General features: G+C 66.5%; 15 protein-coding genes. 7 read left to right on the forward strand and 8 right to left on the reverse strand.

What is annotated here, in order from left to right:
* Positions 1–4: 4 nt before the first annotated feature.
* Positions 5–694, forward strand: a complete 690-nt coding sequence (locus ACTHQV_RS04555; protein WP_125661011.1) for a response regulator transcription factor — start codon at positions 5–7, stop codon at positions 692–694.
* An 11-nt stretch (positions 695–705) separates the two neighbouring features.
* Entirely contained in the window at positions 706–2,091 is a 1,386-nt protein-coding gene (locus ACTHQV_RS04560) for a sensor histidine kinase (RefSeq protein WP_440488584.1), read from the forward strand.
* Here ACTHQV_RS04560 and ACTHQV_RS04565 read toward each other — a convergent pair.
* The 4 genes from ACTHQV_RS04565 to pdxH form a co-directional block, all read right to left on the reverse strand.
* The gene (locus ACTHQV_RS04565; RefSeq protein WP_440488585.1) at positions 2,013–3,074 is read right to left on the reverse strand and encodes an LLM class flavin-dependent oxidoreductase; all 1,062 of its coding nucleotides are present in this window, start codon (positions 3,072–3,074) and stop codon (positions 2,013–2,015) included. The genes ACTHQV_RS04560 and ACTHQV_RS04565 overlap by 79 nt on opposite strands.
* Before the next feature lie 66 nt (positions 3,075–3,140).
* Positions 3,141–3,923 carry a PhzF family phenazine biosynthesis protein gene (locus ACTHQV_RS04570; protein ID WP_440488586.1) on the reverse strand — a complete coding sequence of 261 codons (783 nt, stop codon included), beginning with the start codon at positions 3,921–3,923 and terminating at the stop codon, positions 3,141–3,143.
* On the reverse strand, positions 3,923–4,879 hold the full coding sequence (locus tag ACTHQV_RS04575) for a cation diffusion facilitator family transporter (protein WP_440488587.1): 957 nt from the start codon (positions 4,877–4,879) through the stop codon (positions 3,923–3,925). The genes ACTHQV_RS04570 and ACTHQV_RS04575 overlap by 1 nt, the downstream gene beginning before the upstream one ends.
* Positions 4,876–5,451, reverse strand: coding sequence for a pyridoxamine 5'-phosphate oxidase (gene pdxH / locus ACTHQV_RS04580; RefSeq protein WP_440488588.1), 576 nt, complete (start codon positions 5,449–5,451; stop codon positions 4,876–4,878). Before pdxH ends, ACTHQV_RS04575 begins: the two co-directional genes overlap by 4 nt.
* 117 nt (positions 5,452–5,568) lie before the next feature.
* Between pdxH and ku the strand changes: the two genes are divergently transcribed.
* Both ku and ligD read left to right on the forward strand, forming a co-directional pair.
* The gene (gene ku, locus ACTHQV_RS04585; RefSeq protein WP_440488589.1) at positions 5,569–6,468 is read left to right on the forward strand and encodes a non-homologous end joining protein Ku; all 900 of its coding nucleotides are present in this window, start codon (positions 5,569–5,571) and stop codon (positions 6,466–6,468) included.
* 1 nt (position 6,469) lies between these two features.
* Positions 6,470–8,881 carry a DNA ligase D gene (gene ligD, locus ACTHQV_RS04590; protein ID WP_440488590.1) on the forward strand — a complete coding sequence of 804 codons (2,412 nt, stop codon included), beginning with the start codon at positions 6,470–6,472 and terminating at the stop codon, positions 8,879–8,881.
* Here ligD and galE read toward each other — a convergent pair whose 3' ends face one another.
* On the reverse strand, positions 8,882–9,883 hold the full coding sequence (galE, locus tag ACTHQV_RS04595) for a UDP-glucose 4-epimerase GalE (protein WP_440488591.1): 1,002 nt from the start codon (positions 9,881–9,883) through the stop codon (positions 8,882–8,884).
* 65 nt (positions 9,884–9,948) lie between these two features.
* Between galE and msrA the strand changes: the two genes are divergently transcribed.
* Positions 9,949–10,491 (forward strand): peptide-methionine (S)-S-oxide reductase MsrA, encoded by a 543-nt coding sequence (gene msrA / locus ACTHQV_RS04600; protein ID WP_440488592.1) that lies wholly within the window; start codon positions 9,949–9,951, stop codon positions 10,489–10,491.
* Between the two features lie 142 nt (positions 10,492–10,633).
* Positions 10,634–12,604 (forward strand): GAF domain-containing protein, encoded by a 1,971-nt coding sequence (locus tag ACTHQV_RS04605; protein WP_440488593.1) that lies wholly within the window; start codon positions 10,634–10,636, stop codon positions 12,602–12,604.
* 102 nt (positions 12,605–12,706) lie between these two features.
* Here the strand turns inward: ACTHQV_RS04605 and ACTHQV_RS04610 are convergent, their stop codons facing one another.
* The 3 genes from ACTHQV_RS04610 to ACTHQV_RS04620 form a co-directional block, all read right to left on the reverse strand.
* Positions 12,707–12,958 (reverse strand): GlsB/YeaQ/YmgE family stress response membrane protein, encoded by a 252-nt coding sequence (locus ACTHQV_RS04610; protein ID WP_056458690.1) that lies wholly within the window; start codon positions 12,956–12,958, stop codon positions 12,707–12,709.
* Between the two features lie 109 nt (positions 12,959–13,067).
* Positions 13,068–13,370: a CtrA inhibitor SciP gene (sciP, locus tag ACTHQV_RS04615; RefSeq protein WP_440488594.1), complete on the reverse strand. Its 303-nt coding sequence runs from the start codon at positions 13,368–13,370 to the stop codon at positions 13,068–13,070.
* Positions 13,371–13,470: 100 nt separating this feature from the next.
* Positions 13,471–13,674 (reverse strand): hypothetical protein, encoded by a 204-nt coding sequence (locus ACTHQV_RS04620; RefSeq protein ID WP_440488595.1) that lies wholly within the window; start codon positions 13,672–13,674, stop codon positions 13,471–13,473.
* A 178-nt stretch (positions 13,675–13,852) separates the two neighbouring features.
* Between ACTHQV_RS04620 and mnmA the strand changes: the two genes are divergently transcribed.
* On the forward strand, positions 13,853–14,947 hold the full coding sequence (gene mnmA, locus ACTHQV_RS04625) for a tRNA 2-thiouridine(34) synthase MnmA (protein ID WP_440488596.1): 1,095 nt from the start codon (positions 13,853–13,855) through the stop codon (positions 14,945–14,947).
* Positions 14,948–15,079: the final 132 nt, after the last annotated feature.

A 15,079-nucleotide genomic window follows, 5' to 3' on the forward strand; every position in this document is an offset into this window, starting at 1 on the left:
GCCGATGCGCGTCCTGATCGTCGAGGACGAACCCAATCTCGGCCGCCAGCTGCGCGCCACGCTGGAGGGCGCGGGCTATGCCGTCGACCTCGCCACCGATGGCGAGGAAGGTCATTTCCTCGGGTCCACCGAAACCTATGACGCGATCATCCTCGACCTCGGCCTGCCCGAGATCGACGGGCTGACCGTGCTCGACCGCTGGCGCAAGGAAGGGCGCACCGCCCCGGTGCTGGTCCTGACCGCACGCGACAGCTGGTCGGACAAGGTCGCGGGGCTCGATGCCGGTGCCGACGACTATGTCGCCAAGCCGTTCCAGACCGAGGAATTGATCGCCCGCCTGCGCGCGCTGATCCGCCGTGCCTCGGGCAATGCCTCGGCCGAACTGACCGCGGGCGATATCCGCCTCGACACCCGCTCGGGCAAGGTCACGCGGGCGGGCGAGCCCGTCAAGCTGACCGCGCAGGAGTACAAGCTGCTGAGCTACCTGCTCCATCACAAGGGCAAGGTCGTCAGCCGCACCGAATTGATCGAACATATTTACGATCAGGATTTCGATCGCGATTCGAACACCATCGAAGTGTTCGTGACGCGCATCCGCAAGAAGCTGGGCGCCGACGTCATCACGACGATCCGGGGCTTGGGCTACAGCCTCGACGAACCGGGCGCGCCGAAGCCGGCGGGCGCCGAGGACTGAAGGCACACGTGATGGCGACCGGCGCCGACCCTGCTCCCCGCGCGCCGGCGCCGCGTCCCTATGTCCGGGTGACGGGGTCGCTGTCGCGGCGGATGATCGTCGTCGCGGCGCTGTGGATCATGCTGTTGCTGGCCGGCGGCGGCTTCGCGCTCGATCGGGTTCTGGTGTCGGCGGTGACGCGCAACACCGATGACGGGCTCGAATATCTGCTCAACTCGCTGATCGTGTCGGCGGAGATCGATTCGACCGGCGAGGTGACGTTCAATCGCCAGCTGTCCGACCAGCGGTTTCTCGAACCCTATTCGGGATTGTATTGGCAGGTGAGCGGCCCGGGGCACGAGACGTGGCCGTCACGCTCGCTATGGGACCGCAAGCTGCCGGTCGATACCGGACACCGTTATACCGACATCCGCGTCTATGACGCCAAGCCCTTCCCCGAACAGAAGCTCCGCATCGTCGAGCGCGACCTGACGCTGCCCGGATCGCCGACCGTGTGGCGGTTCCAGGTGGCCGAGTCGCGCGACGTGCTCGACGGGCTGATTGCGGCGCTGCGCAAGACGCTGGTGCGTTCGTTCGCGTTGCTGGGACTGGGGTTGATCGTCATGGCCGCGTTGCAGACGTGGTACGGGCTGCTCCCCTTGCGTGCCGTCCGCGACGCGATTGCGCGGCTGCGCGCCGGGCAGTCGGCACGGGTCGAAGGGGCGATGCCCGCCGAGGTCGCACCGCTGGTCGAGGAACTGAACGCGCTGGTCGAACATAACGATCGGCAGGCGGAGGAGGCGCGGCGCCATGCTGGCAACCTCGCCCATGCGCTGAAAACACCGCTGACCGTCATCATGAACGCCGCCGCGGCGGGGCAGGACGACCTGGCCGATACCGTCATCCGGGAGGCGCGGACGATGCGGCGGCAGGTCGATCACCACCTCGCCCGCGCCCGTGCAGTCGGGCGGCGTGGTTCGGCGCATAGCCGGGCGGAGGTCTGGACCTCGGTTGAGGCGGTCGAGCGCGCCGTCGCCCGCCTCTATCCCAATGTCCGCATCGATATCGACGGGCAGAAGGATCTGGTCGCGCGGATCGAGCGGCAGGACCTCGACGAAATTCTCGGCAATCTGGTCGAGAACGCCGCCAAATATGGCGGGGGCAGCGTGTTCGTGACGGTGCGCGCCGATGCTGGCTTCGTCGAACTGCTGGTCGAGGACGATGGCCGCGGCATCCCGGAGGCCGACCGGCTGCGCATCTTCGATCGCGGCGTCCGGCTCGATTCGGGCAAGCCCGGCACCGGCCTCGGCCTCGCCATCGTCCGCGACGTCGCCGAGATTTACGAGGGCACCGCCTCTCTCGAGGAAAGCGAGGATCTGGGCGGGCTGCTGGTCAGGTTACGGCTGCCCGCTGCCTGAAGGTCGCGCATCGCCTCCGCCGCGATCGTCACGCTGCGCTGGCGCGCTGCCGGATCAAACATCGCGCCGGTAACGATGACCTCATCGACCTGCGTGCGATCGATGAACCTGGCCAGCCCCGCGCGTACCGTCTCTGGCCCCCCGATTGCCGAACATTCGAGGACATGGTCGAGGATCGCATTGCCCTGCGCACCGAGCCGCTCGCGATAGCCGTCGACCGGCGGGGGCAGCTCGATCGGCTGGCCGGTACGGATCGCGACGAACATCTGTTCGGTCGAACTGGCGAGCAGCCGGGCCTCCGTATCGGTATCGGCGGCCAGCACGTTGAACGCGGCGGCAGCATAGGGTTTGTCGAGTACTGCCGACGGCCGGAAGTTGCGCCGATACGCCTCCAGCGCCTGATCGAGCGCGGCCGGCGCGAAGTGCGAGGCGAAGGCATAGGGCAGGCCGAGCATCGCGGCCAGCTGCGCGCCGAACAGCGACGACCCGAGGATCCACAGATCGACCTTCGCTCCGGCCCCTGGCACCGCGCGAATGCCGCCGCGCGCATCATCGGCGAAGTAGCGCTGCAACTCGACCACGTCCTGCGGGAAGGCGTTGGGATCGCTGTCCAGGGTCCGACGCAGTGCGCGGGCGACGATCTGGTCCGATCCCGGAGCACGACCCAAACCAAGGTCGATTCGCCCCGGATACAGCGCGTCGAGCGTGCCGAACTGTTCGGCGATGGTCAGCGGCGCATGGTTGGGTAGCATGATCCCGCCCGCACCGACGCGGATCGCCTTCGTGGCGGCGGCGATATGGCCGATCACCACCGCCGTCGCGGCACTGGCGATGCCGGGCATGCCGTGATGTTCGGCAACCCAATAACGGTAATAGCCCTCGCGTTCGGCATGGGCGGCAAGGTCGGCGGCAGCGGCCAGCGCTTCGCCGGAAGTGCCCCCCTGGCGGACGGGGACGAGGTCGAGCATCGAATAGCGGGTCATGGGAATGAGATGGGGCGTCGGTTGCCGATTGCTACCCAACTCCGCATTGCCCGTCCCCAAGCAAAGCTACAGCAGCAACTCGCCTCGCATCACCGTGACGCACTGCCCGCCCAGCACCGCACGCTCGCCGGCCAGCGTACAGGTCAAATGCCCGCCCCGCGCGCTCGCCTGATAGGCGGTGAGGCGTTCGCGCCCCAGCCGTTCGGCCCAGAAGGGCGTGAGTGCGGCATGGGCCGATCCGGTCACCGGGTCCTCGTCGACGCCCCAGGCAGGCACGAACACCCGGCTGACGACATCGGCGACGTCGCCCGGCGCGGTCACGATCGCCATCACCTCGCACGCCGCCAACGCCGCCATGTCGGGCGTACAGGCCCGCACCGCCGCGGCATCGGGCAAGAGGATGATGCTGGTCTGCTGCGCGCCCGCAACGCTGGCGAAGACCTCGCCCTCGCACCTCAGCGCCGCGAGCAACGCCGCATCCGGTGCCGGCGCAACGCGCGTCACCGGCAGATCAAGCGTATAGCCATCGCTGTCGCGCCCGACCGTCAGCACCCCTGCCTTGCGCGTGGCGAAGCGAACGGCGTCGCGATCACCTAGCACAATATGACCGCTCGCCAGCGTCGCATGGCCGCACATCACGATCTCGACGGTCGGCGTGAACCAGCGCAGCTCGTAATCGGGCTCCCCGGCGGACGGCACGAGGAACGCGGTCTCCGACAGATTGTGTTCGAGCGCGATCGACTGGAGCAGCGCGTCGTCGGGCCATGCGTCGAGCAGCATGACCGCCGCCGGATTGCCCGCGAACGGCCGGTCGGTGAACGCATCGACGACGGTGAAGGGCATCGCCATCAGTAACTTCCCACGCGCTTGCCGAACCAGTGCGGCGTCACGTCCGCCTCGACCAGCGGGTTGTCGGTGTCGACATGGCCTTCGGGATCGAGATGTATAAGTACCTCCACCTTGGGAAAGGCGCGGCGCAGCGCATGTTCGACATTCTCGACCACGTCGTGCGCATCGGCGACGGTCATGTCGCGCGCGACCTCCATATGGAATTGCGCGAAGTCGTGGCTGCCCGAGCGGCGCGTGCGGAAGTCGTGGATGCCGCGCAACCCCTCCTGCCGGGCGGCGACCTCGAGGAACGCGCGGCGCTCCTCTTCCGGCCATTCCTTGTCCATCAACTGGTCGATCGCCTGGCTCGACGCCTGGAACGCACCCCAGCCCAGCCACAGCGCGATCAATATGCCCATCACCGGATCGGCGCCGCGAATGTGGAAGACCTGGTCGAGGACCATCGCGACGATCACCGCGAGGTTGAGCAGCAGGTCGGACTGGTAATGGACATTGTCGGCGCGGATCGCGACCGATCCGGTGCGGTTGATGATCGATTTCTGGTAGGCAAGCAGCGCAAAGGTCGCGATCATCGCGATCACCGACACGCCGATGCCGAATTCGACGTCCTGTGTCTCGCCCGGCGCGCCGAAGGCGGCGATGGCCCGCCATGCGATGCCGGCTGCGGAGGCGGTGATCAACATCACCTGAAACAGCGCCGCCAGCGCCTCCGCCTTGCCATGGCCGAAGCGGTGGTCGTGGTCAGCGGGCGTCGCGGCGAGGCGCACGCCGTACAGCGTCACGAGGCTGGCGAGCAGGTCGAGCGCGGTGTCGGCAAGGCTGCCGAGCATCGCCACCGATCCGGTATGCCATGCGGCAAAGCCCTTCAGCCCCAGCAGGAACATTGCCATCGTCACCGACGCGATGGCGGCGCGGGTGGCGAGCGGGATCACCCGTTTGCGTTCGGTCTCGGTCATGGGAACAGCAACCCTTCGCTCCAGCCACCCTCGACCGCCGTAAAGACGCGCCGTTCGTGCAGCCGGTGCGCGCGATCCTGCCAGAATTCGATCGCCTTGGGCGTCACGCGATAACCGCCCCAAAAGGGTGGGCGTGGCACGTCCCTGCCTTCGAACCGTGCCGACATCCCGGCGAAGCGCGCTTCGAATGTTTCCCGGGAATCGAGCGGGCGCGACTGGTCGGATGCCCATGCGCCGAGTTGCGAGTCGCGGCTGCGCGACGCGAAATAGGCGTCCGACTCGGCATCGGTCGCCCGGGTGACTGGCCCTTCGATCCGAACCTGTCGCCGCAGCGATTTCCAGTGGAAGAGCAAGGCAGCAGCGGGATTGGCGGCGAGATCGGCGGCCTTGCGCCCCTCGCGATTGGTGTAGAAGACGAAACCATCGGGGCCATGACCCTTCAGCAGCACCATCCGCACCGACGGCCGTCCGGCGGCATCGGCGGTCGCCAGCGCCATCGCATTGGGATCATTGGGTTCGCTGGTTCTGGCTTCGGCGAACCATTGATCGAACAGGTCGAAAGGATCGGTCATGCGGCGCCACATACGCCCTTTCGCCGACGATTTCACCCCGGCGCGATCGATGCGCGCGGAACGACTCATTCCGCTGCGAATTGAATCGGTTGAGCAACGATTCAGGGGGAAATGGCGATGGCGGCGCGCGCATATTGGCAGGGGCAGATCCGCCTCGCCCTCGTATCGATCCCGGTCGAAATCTATAGCGCCACCAAATCGGGGGCGAGCATCAGCTTTCGCCAGATCCACGAACCCAGCGGCAAGCCGATCCATTACGAAAAATCGGTGACCGGCATCGGACCCGTCGACCCCGACGAGATCATGAAGGGGTATCAGATCGAGAAGGGTGAGTATGTCCTGCTCGATCAGGAGGAGATCGACGCAGTCAAGCTGGAGTCGAAAAAGACGCTGGAACTGACCCAGTTCGTCGACGCGCACGAGATCGACGTGATTTATTACGAAAAACCCTATTTCGTGGTGCCCGCCGACGACCTGGCCGAAGAAGCGTTCATCGTGTTGCGCGAGGCACTGAAGCGGACGAAGAAGGTCGGATTGGGCCAGTTGGCGCTGCGCGGGCGCGAATATGTCGTCAGCCTCAAACCATGTGGCCGCGGGCTGGTGCTCGAAACGCTGCGCTATGCCGATGAGGTCAATCGCGCGCAGGGCTATTTCCGCGACATTCCCGATGCCAAGCCCGACGAGGACCTGCTGGACCTTGCCGAGACGCTGATCGCCAAAAAGACCGCGAAGTTCGACCCGCAGGAGTTTCACGACCGCTATGTCGATGCGCTGAAGGATCTGGTCGAGCGCAAGGTGAAGGCCAAGGGGCGCAAGATCGTCGACACGCAGGAGGAGGACCGCCCGAGCGGCGGCAATGTCGTCGACCTGATGGCCGCGCTCAAGAAATCGCTGGAGAAGGGCGGCGCGGCAAAGACGAGCGACGACAAGCCCGCGCCCAAGAAACGCGCCGCCCCCAAGGCCAAGCCAGCCGCCAAGACCACCGCCCGCAAGCCGGCGGCGCGCAAGCGCGCCTGACATGGCCGGCAAATCCGATCCGCTGGCAAGCTATAACGCCAAGCGTGACTTTGCACGAACCGCCGAACCGGCCGGGACGCTGGCGAAAGGCAAGGGCAACCGCTTCATCGTCCAGAAGCACGACGCCACCCGGCTGCACTATGATTTCCGGCTCGAGATCGATGGCGTGCTCAAAAGCTGGGCGGTGACGCGCGGCCCCAGCATCGATCCCGATCAGAAGCGTCTCGCCGTCCGCACCGAGGATCATCCTTTATCCTATGCGGAATTCGAAGGCGTGATCCCGGCGGGCGAATATGGCGGCGGCACGGTGATGCTGTGGGACGAGGGGACATGGTCGCCGATCAAGGGCAAGTCGGCGAAGGATATAGAGAAGGGGCATCTCCATTTCGTGCTGGCGGGCACGCGGATGCGCGGCGAATGGCTGCTGGTCCGCCTGAAACCGCGGGGCAAGGAGAAGCGCGAGAACTGGCTGTTGCGCAAGGTCGCCGACAGCGAGGCGGGCGGCACCGACACGCTCACCGATACCCTGCTGACCAGCGTCAAGACCGGGCGGACGATGGAGGAGATCGCCGCCGACAAGCCGCCGGTGAAGCCCAAGAAGCGCGCAAAGGCCAAGGCGGACCGCCCGGCCTTTACCGAACCGCAACTGGCGACATTGGTCGACAGCGTGCCGGCGGGCAGCAACTGGCTGCACGAGGTGAAATATGACGGCTATCGCATCCTGATTGCGACCGGCGGCGACGGCCCGCGCCTCTACACCCGCACCGGGCTGGACTGGACGACCAAGTTTCCCGGCATCGCCGAAGCTGCACGGAGCCTTCCGCCGGGGTTGTTGCTCGATGGCGAGGTCGTGGCGCTGCACGACGGCAAGCCCGATTTCTCGACGCTGCAGGCGGCGATCAAGGAAGGCGGCGACATGCGCTGCTTCCTGTTCGACCTGTTGACGGATGGCGAAGGCGACCGCCGCGACGAACCGCTGGTGCGGCGCAAGGAACGGTTACAGGCGGTGCTGGCCGATGCCGATGCGCGGCTGGCCTATTCCGAGCATGTCACCGGGTCGGGCGAGCAGTTGTTCGCGGCGATGTGCCGTGAGGGATATGAGGGGATCGTGTCGAAAGCGGCCGACGCCCCCTATCGCGGCACCCGGAGCAAGGCATGGGTGAAGGTCAAATGCACCCATCGGCAGGAATTCATACTGGTCGGCTGGACCCCCAGCGATGCGCGCGGGCGACCGTTCAAGTCGCTGTTGCTGGCGGTGCAGGGGGAGGACGGGCTGCGCTATGCCGGGCGGGTCGGCACCGGCTTCGATGCGGCGACGATGGCCGAGGTGCGCGACGCGCTGGCGCCGCTGGAACGCAAGACCGCGCCGCTCGACCTGCCGGCACCGGTGCGGCGCGGGGCGCGCTTCGTGAAGCCCGAACTGGTCGCAGAGATCGCCTTTGCCGAATTCACTGCCGACAATATCGTCCGCCACGCCAGCTTTCTGGGGCTGCGCGGCGACAAGGCGGCCAAGGACGTCGTGCGCGAGACGCCGGCGCCGGTCGAGCGGACATCCGCTGTGCGGATCACCAGTGCCGACCGGGTGATTTTCCCCGGCGACCGGCTGACCAAAGGCGATCTCGCCGACTATGTGGATGCGGTCGCGCCGCTATTGCTGCCATGGGCGGCGAACCGGCCGATCAGTCTGGTGCGCTGTCCGCAGGGGCGGGCGAAAGCGTGCTTTTTCCAGAAACATGATGCGGGCAGCTTCGGTGATGCCGTCGACCGCGTCGAGATTGCCGAGAAGGATGGCGGGCGCGAACCCTATCTTTTCGTCCGCGACGCCGCCGGGCTGCTGGCCTGCGTGCAAATGGGGACGATCGAGTTTCACGGCTGGGGGGCGGGGGTCGGCGATGTCGAGCGGCCCGACCGGATGGTGTTCGACCTCGACCCCGATGAGGGGCTGGACTTTGCCGATGTGAAGCGCGCGGCGCACGACTTGCACCAGCATCTCGCCGATCTAGGGCTGGCGAGCTTCGCGATGCTGTCGGGCGGCAAGGGGATACATGTCGTCGTGCCGCTGACCCCGCAGGCGCAGTGGCCGGTGGTTAAGGACTTCGCCGACCGGTTCTCGCGCGCACTGGCGCAGGCCGAACCCGATCGCTTCGTCGCGACGATGGCGAAGGCGAAGCGGAAAGGGCGGATCTTCATCGACTGGCTGCGCAACCAGCGCGGCAGCACCGCCGTGCTCCCCTATTCGGCGCGGGCGAGGGCAGGGGCGCCGGTCGCGGCCCCGGTCGCATGGCGCGAACTCGACGACATCGACAGCCCGGCGCACTGGACGATCCGCGACGCTACGGAATTGCTGAAACGCGCCGACAGCCGGCTGCTCGCCGGCTGGGGCGTCGCCGATCAGGTGTTGCCCGACCGGTGATTACTGCGCGCGGCGCTCCGCCAGCGCGCGTTCCCACGACAGCGCGTCGCGGACGATCTGGTCGAGATCGGCATGTTGCGGGCGCCAGGGCAGCGTCGACAGGATGGTGCTGTTATCGGCGACCAGCGCGTCGGGATCGCCCGCGCGACGCCCTTCGAGCCGGCGGTCGATGGTCAGGTTGGTGACCCGGTCGACGGCGTCGAGCACTTCGAGGACCGAATAGCCGCGGCCATAGCCGGCGTTCATCGTGTGGTTCTTGGTCGGATCGGCCATCAGCAGGTCGAGCGCGTGGACATGGGCATTGGCGAGGTCGGTGACGTGGATATAGTCGCGCACGCCGGTGCCGTCGGGCGTCGCGAAATCGGTGCCATAGACGCCGACATGGCTGCGCTTGCCGATCGCCGCCTCGACCGCGACCTTGATGAGGTGGGTGGCGCCCGCCGTCGACTGGCCCGAGCGGCCTTGGGGATCGGCCCCCGCCACGTTGAAATAGCGCAGCGCGGCATAGTTGATCGGGTGCGCGGCGGCGACGTCGGCCAGCATGATCTCGGTCATCAGCTTCGACATGCCGTACGGATTGATCGGCTGTTTCGGGCTGTCTTCGCGCACCGGCACGACTTCGGGAATGCCATAGGTCGCCGCGGTCGAGGAGAAGATGAAGTGCTTTACCCCCTCGGCGACCGCGCTCTCGATCAGGCTGCGCGAGGCGGCGGTGTTGTTGCGGTAATATTTGAGCGGGTTCTCGACCGATTCGGGCACGACGACCGATCCGGCGAAGTGGAGGATGGCATGGACCTTGTGCTCGCGCAGCGCCGCGCGGACGGCATTGTCGTCGGCGATGTCGGCGACGACCAGCGCGGCGCGCGAATCTACCGCCCAGTCGAAGCCGGTGACCAGATTGTCGATCACGACGACATCATGTCCGGCGTCGAGCAACGCCAGCACCGCATGGCTGCCGATATACCCCGCCCCGCCCGTAACCAGAACCTTGCCGTCGCTCATCTTGTCTGTCCCCGATTGTACCGCCGCAGCGCGCGCCTATCTCCCTGACAGAAGGAGATTACGCAATGGCTACCGAACAGGCGATCTTCGCCGGCGGATGTTTTTGGTGTACCGAAGCGGTATTTCGCGATGTGATCGGCGTCGAACAGGTCGAAAGCGGTTATCTCGGCGGCACGACCGAGCATCCGACCTACAAGCAGGTCTGCGGCGGCGATACCGGCCATGCCGAAGCGATCCGCGTGACCTACGACCCTGCCGTGATCGGCTATGACGACCTGCTCGACATCTTCTTCGCGACGCACGATCCGACGCAGCTCAATCGCCAGGGCAATGACGTCGGCACGCAATATCGATCGGCGATCTTCCCGCTGTCGCCCGAACAGGAAGCGGCGGCACGCGCCGGGATCGAGCGTGCGGGCGAAGGTCGCGGCAAGATCGTGACTACGATCGAGCCCGCGTCGACCTGGTATCCGGCCGAGGACTATCATCAGGAATATTGGGAAGGCGAAGGACAGCGCAATCCCTATTGCCTCGCGGTCATCCCGCCCAAGCTCCAGAAGCTGCGCAAGAGCTTCGCGGCACGGACGCGGAGCGCCGAGACCGCCTGATCGCAACCGAAACCGATGTAACTGCCGCTGACCTGTGGCGGTCAAAGGTGCAAGGGCCGTGCCAACCATGGCGCGGCCCTTGTGTCGTCCCTGGGGAATTGCTATTCGGAACATGGCCTTGGGGGCATAGGACATGGGGGCGATGGACGACCCCGCGACGGCGGAACGACTGGCGGCGATACGCGACTATCGCCTGATACAGCCGACCGGTGACGCGGCGCAGGACGATCTGGTACGGCTGGCGGCACAGATATGTGCGGCGCCGGTGGCGCTCGTCACCGTCATCGAGGCCGATTGGCAGTGGTTTTCCGCCCGGGTCGGCACCGATGCCCCCGGCACCTCGCTCGACGATGCGATCTGCGTCCATGCCCTTCATGCCGACGACATGCTGGTCGTCCCCGACCTGTCGCTCGATCCGCGCACCCGCGACAGCGGCATCGTCACCGCCGGACCGATGGTGCGATTCTATGCCGGCGTGCCGCTGCGCTTGAACGGCGTCGCGATCGGAACGCTGTGCGTGCTCGACATCGCGCCGCGGCCGGAGGGGTTGAACGACCTTCAGCGCGAGATGATGCGCAGCCTCGCGCGGCAAGTGGTGACGACGCTGGAGATGCGGCGGCTGCTCGCCGAACGCGACGCCACGCTGGCGCGGATCACCGCTGCCGAGACGGCGCTGAGCGGCAACGAGCAGCGTTGGCAGGGACTGTTCGAAAATCTCGGCGACGGCTTCGCGCTGGGCGAGGCATTGCGCGGCAAGGACGGCCGGGTGGTCGACTGGCAGTTCTTCGACGCCAATCCGGCATGGTATGCGCTGTGGGGCATCGACCGCGCGACGATGCTGGCGAAAACCGGGCGGGTGCTCGACCTGGCTGCGCCGGCGCGCTGGGCCGACGACCTGCACGGGCTGTTGCGTGACGGCACCCCGGTCGGCTTCGTCCACCACATCCCGGCACTGCGCCGCTGGTTTCGCGGCCATTGTTTCCGCATCGACGACGAACGCTTCGGCGCGATCCTGCAGGACATTACCGACGAACGCAGTGCCGAGGGGCGGCAGAGCGCGCTGATCCAGCTCGGCGACGTGCTGCGCGACTGCCATGATGCCGCCGCCGTGGCGCAGGTCGCATCGACGCTGGTCGGCGAGACGCTCGACGTTGCCGGGGCGGGGTTCGGCCGCATCGACGCGACGACGACGCAGATCGAGATCGAGCCCGACTGGACCCGCATCGGCGGACCGATGCTCGCCGGGCGTCGCACCCTCGCTGATTTCGGCGCGCTGCACGGCGCGATCGAGCGCGGGGAGGCGGTGGTCGTGCGCGATGTGCAGACCGATTCACGGACGCTCGGCCGCGCCGATGCGCTGCTGGCGATGCCGATCGGCGCGTTCGTCATCGTGCCCGTGCGTCGCGACGGCCGTACCGTGTCGGCATTTCTGGTCCATGACCCGGCGCCGCGCCGCTGGCGGCCCGAAGAGATCGTCTTCCTGCGCAAGGTCGCCGACCGGGTCGAGGTCGGGATGGCCCAAGTCGAATCGGAGGCGCGTCAGAGCATCCTGATCCAGGAACTGGCCCATCGGTTGAAGAATACGCTGTCGATGGTGCAGGCGATCGCGTCGCAGACGTTGCGCGGCGCGGTCGATCGCGAGCCGCTGGCCGCGTTCGAACGGCGGTTGCAGGCATTGGGCGTCGCCCACGACGTGCTGGTCGATCGCAACTGGGTCGGTGCCGACATGCGGGCGACGATCGGGCAGGTGTTGGCGGTATTCGGCTGCGACGATCGCATCGCCCTGTCGGGACCCGATGTCGCGCTCGGCGCGCGCGCGGCGCTGTCGCTGGCGCTGATCCTGCACGAGTTGGGCACCAACGCCGTCAAATATGGCGCGTTGTCGAACGGCACAGGCCAAGTGTCGGTAGACTGGAGCGTGACCGACGGCGTGCTCCGTTTCAATTGGTGCGAGAGCGGCGGTCCACCGGTCTGGGCACCCAGCCGGCGCGGTTTTGGGTCGAAGCTGTTGCGCTTGGGGCTGACCGGCAATGGCGACAGCGAGACCTGCTTCGATCCTGCCGGGGTCGCGGTAACAATGCGCGCCGCGCTGCCCGACTTGACCGCCAGCTGACTGTTACCTTTCGCGAACCGCTGTCCAGCGATACGCACAAGTCGAAAACAAAAAGGCCGCCCGGTAAGGGGCGGCCCGTTCGTCTCCGTCGAGAGGCAGTGCTTAGCGCACCGTACCGCGACGGACGAGGTTGACGATCGCCAGCAGGACGATCGCACCGACCAGCGAATACAGGAAGCTGGTGACGGTGATGCCGTTGTTGATGTTCGCACCGGTGACGAAGCCCGCGATCACCGCGCCGACGATCCCGACGACGATATTCAGGAAGATACCCTGCTGCGCGTCGGTGCGCATGATGATGCTGGCCAGCCAACCAACGACACCGCCAACGATGAGCCAGAGAATGATACCCATATGATGTCCCTCCATTTGGTGCCTGCGACCCGGCGCTGTTCGTACCGGTCGTACTCAGGGAAAGACTCATAAGGGACTGGCTTGTTCCGCCTCCGTATTTAATGGATAGTCAATATTTACGCTGCTGCCGTTCGTAGAGCGTCTTGTAGTGCTGGATCCGGGTTACCCGCAGCCCCGGCATGCCCGACCGATCGACCGCACGCTGCCATCCGGCGAATTCCTCCGCCGACAGATTGTAACGCATGCAGACGTCGTCGACGCTCATCAACCCGCCATTGACCGCCGCGACCACTTCCGCCTTGCGCCGCACGACCCAGCGGGTCGTGTCGGGCGGGGGCAGCGAATCGATCGTGAGCGGTTCGCCAAGCGGACCGATCACCTTTGCCGGACGGATTTTCTGGTTCTCAATCATACTGGACCTCGAGCCGGGGTGGGGACCCCTGAAACCTACTTCTGCGGTCATGCGGGCTTACGTTTGAACATGGGCTAAAACGGCTAGGTAAACATGGTCTTCATTCGAGCGATGCCCATGCGGGTTTCGGGATGGAGTGGTGTTCCACCACGATACGCGGTTCGAGCAAGGTCGCCGTCCAGCCGTTGAACGCGCCGTCGGTCGGGGTCAGCAGCGATACCGGCGCGCGTTTCCACGCGAGGCGCGTCTGCAACCGGGCCGTCGGCGTCGCCGCCTGCCGCCCCGTCGCCGCAGCCAGCAACACGGCCAGCTCGGTCGGCAACGGCGTGGCCGCTAAACCACGGTCAAAACGGGCGAAACTCAGGTCCAATGCGTATTTCCCTTATGGGTTTCTAACCACATAGCTACGCTACACACCTGAAGGTCCGGTAAATGGAGCGGCATTTTTGCAAGCCGCGTCCGAAAGGATTATCGGCGGCACGATGAATGCCGCTGATTTCCAACTCGAATCGCCGATCGCCGCGCGGCGGATCGTCGTCGCCATGTCGGGCGGGGTCGACAGTTCGGTCGTCGCTGCCCTCGCCCATGCGACCGGTGCAGAGACGATCGGCGTCACCCTGCAACTCTATGACCATGGCGCGGCGGTCGGGCGTGCAGGATCGTGCTGTGCCGGGCGCGACATTCGTGACGCCCGCGCGGTGTGCGACCGGCTGGGCATCGCCCATTATGTCTTCGACCACGAAACCAGCTTTCGCGAGACGGTGATCGACGATTTCGCCGACGCCTATCTGGCCGGGCGCACCCCGATCCCGTGCGTGAAGTGCAATATGGGGCCGAAATTCACCGACCTGTTCGCGCTGGCCCGCGATCTGGGCGCCGATTGCCTTGCGACCGGCCATTATATCCGGCGGGTGGTCGGGCCGCGGGGTGCCGAGCTGCACCGCGCGGTCGATCCGGCGCGCGACCAGAGCTATTTCCTGTTCGCGACGACGCAGAACCAGCTCGATTTCCTGCGCTTTCCCCTCGGCGGCATGCCGAAGGCGCGGGTGCGCGAGATCGCCGCCGAACTGGGTCTCGGCGTCGCCGGCAAGCCCGACAGCCAGGACATCTGCTTCGTCCCCGACGGCGATTATGCCGGGTTGGTCCGCAAGCTGCGGCCCGAGGCGAATGACGGCGGCGAGATCGTCGATCTGGGCGGGCAGGTGTTGGGCCACCATGGCGGGTTGGTCGGTTATACTGTGGGGCAGCGGCGAGGGCTGGAAATTGGCGGCCTTGCCGAACCGCTCTATGTCGTCCGCCTTGAGCCCGAGACCAAGCGGCTGGTCGTGGGGCCACGTAGCGCGCTGGCGGTCGGCGCGGCGCGGCTGTCGGACATCAACTGGATCGGCGGTGACCATGTCGGACCGCTGACCGCCAAGGTGCGCTCGATGGCGAAACCGGTCGCGGCGCGGCTGGAGAACGACCGGCTGGTGTTCGACACGCCCGAATATGGCGTGGCACCGGGCCAGGCGGCGGTGTTGTACGCGGGAGACCGGGTGCTTGGCGGCGGCTGGATAGAAGCAACCGAAGCCGCCTAAATCCTCCCCGCTTCGCGGGGAGGGGGACCGCCGCGCAGCGGTGGTGGAGGGGGATGGCCGCGCAACGCAACCGTCGCGGTTGCCGGCCGTCCCTTTCCCGTACCGGGGAGGAACTTGCGGCCATCGCACGCA

Origin of the sequence: Sphingomonas sp. SAFR-052, from assembly GCF_051965015.1 — a bacterium.
Taxonomy (GTDB): domain Bacteria; phylum Pseudomonadota; class Alphaproteobacteria; order Sphingomonadales; family Sphingomonadaceae; genus Sphingomonas.

Bases quoted from the DNA above. Each gene is read 5' to 3' on its own strand.
- ACTHQV_RS04555 (WP_125661011.1), top strand. From the start codon at position 5: ATGCGCGTCCTGATCGTCGAGGACGAACCCAATCTCGGCCGCCAGCTG.
- ACTHQV_RS04560 (WP_440488584.1), top strand. From the start codon at position 706: ATGGCGACCGGCGCCGACCCTGCTCCCCGCGCGCCGGCGCCGCGTCCC.
- ACTHQV_RS04565 (WP_440488585.1), bottom strand. From the start codon at position 3,074: ATGACCCGCTATTCGATGCTCGACCTCGTCCCCGTCCGCCAGGGGGGC.
- ACTHQV_RS04570 (WP_440488586.1), bottom strand. From the start codon at position 3,923: ATGGCGATGCCCTTCACCGTCGTCGATGCGTTCACCGACCGGCCGTTC.
- ACTHQV_RS04575 (WP_440488587.1), bottom strand. From the start codon at position 4,879: ATGACCGAGACCGAACGCAAACGGGTGATCCCGCTCGCCACCCGCGCC.
- pdxH (WP_440488588.1), bottom strand. From the start codon at position 5,451: ATGACCGATCCTTTCGACCTGTTCGATCAATGGTTCGCCGAAGCCAGA.
- ku (WP_440488589.1), top strand. From the start codon at position 5,569: ATGGCGGCGCGCGCATATTGGCAGGGGCAGATCCGCCTCGCCCTCGTA.
- ligD (WP_440488590.1), top strand. From the start codon at position 6,470: ATGGCCGGCAAATCCGATCCGCTGGCAAGCTATAACGCCAAGCGTGAC.
- galE (WP_440488591.1), bottom strand. From the start codon at position 9,883: ATGAGCGACGGCAAGGTTCTGGTTACGGGCGGGGCGGGGTATATCGGC.
- msrA (WP_440488592.1), top strand. From the start codon at position 9,949: ATGGCTACCGAACAGGCGATCTTCGCCGGCGGATGTTTTTGGTGTACC.
- ACTHQV_RS04605 (WP_440488593.1), top strand. From the start codon at position 10,634: ATGGACGACCCCGCGACGGCGGAACGACTGGCGGCGATACGCGACTAT.
- ACTHQV_RS04610 (WP_056458690.1), bottom strand. From the start codon at position 12,958: ATGGGTATCATTCTCTGGCTCATCGTTGGCGGTGTCGTTGGTTGGCTG.
- sciP (WP_440488594.1), bottom strand. From the start codon at position 13,370: ATGATTGAGAACCAGAAAATCCGTCCGGCAAAGGTGATCGGTCCGCTT.
- mnmA (WP_440488596.1), top strand. From the start codon at position 13,853: ATGAATGCCGCTGATTTCCAACTCGAATCGCCGATCGCCGCGCGGCGG.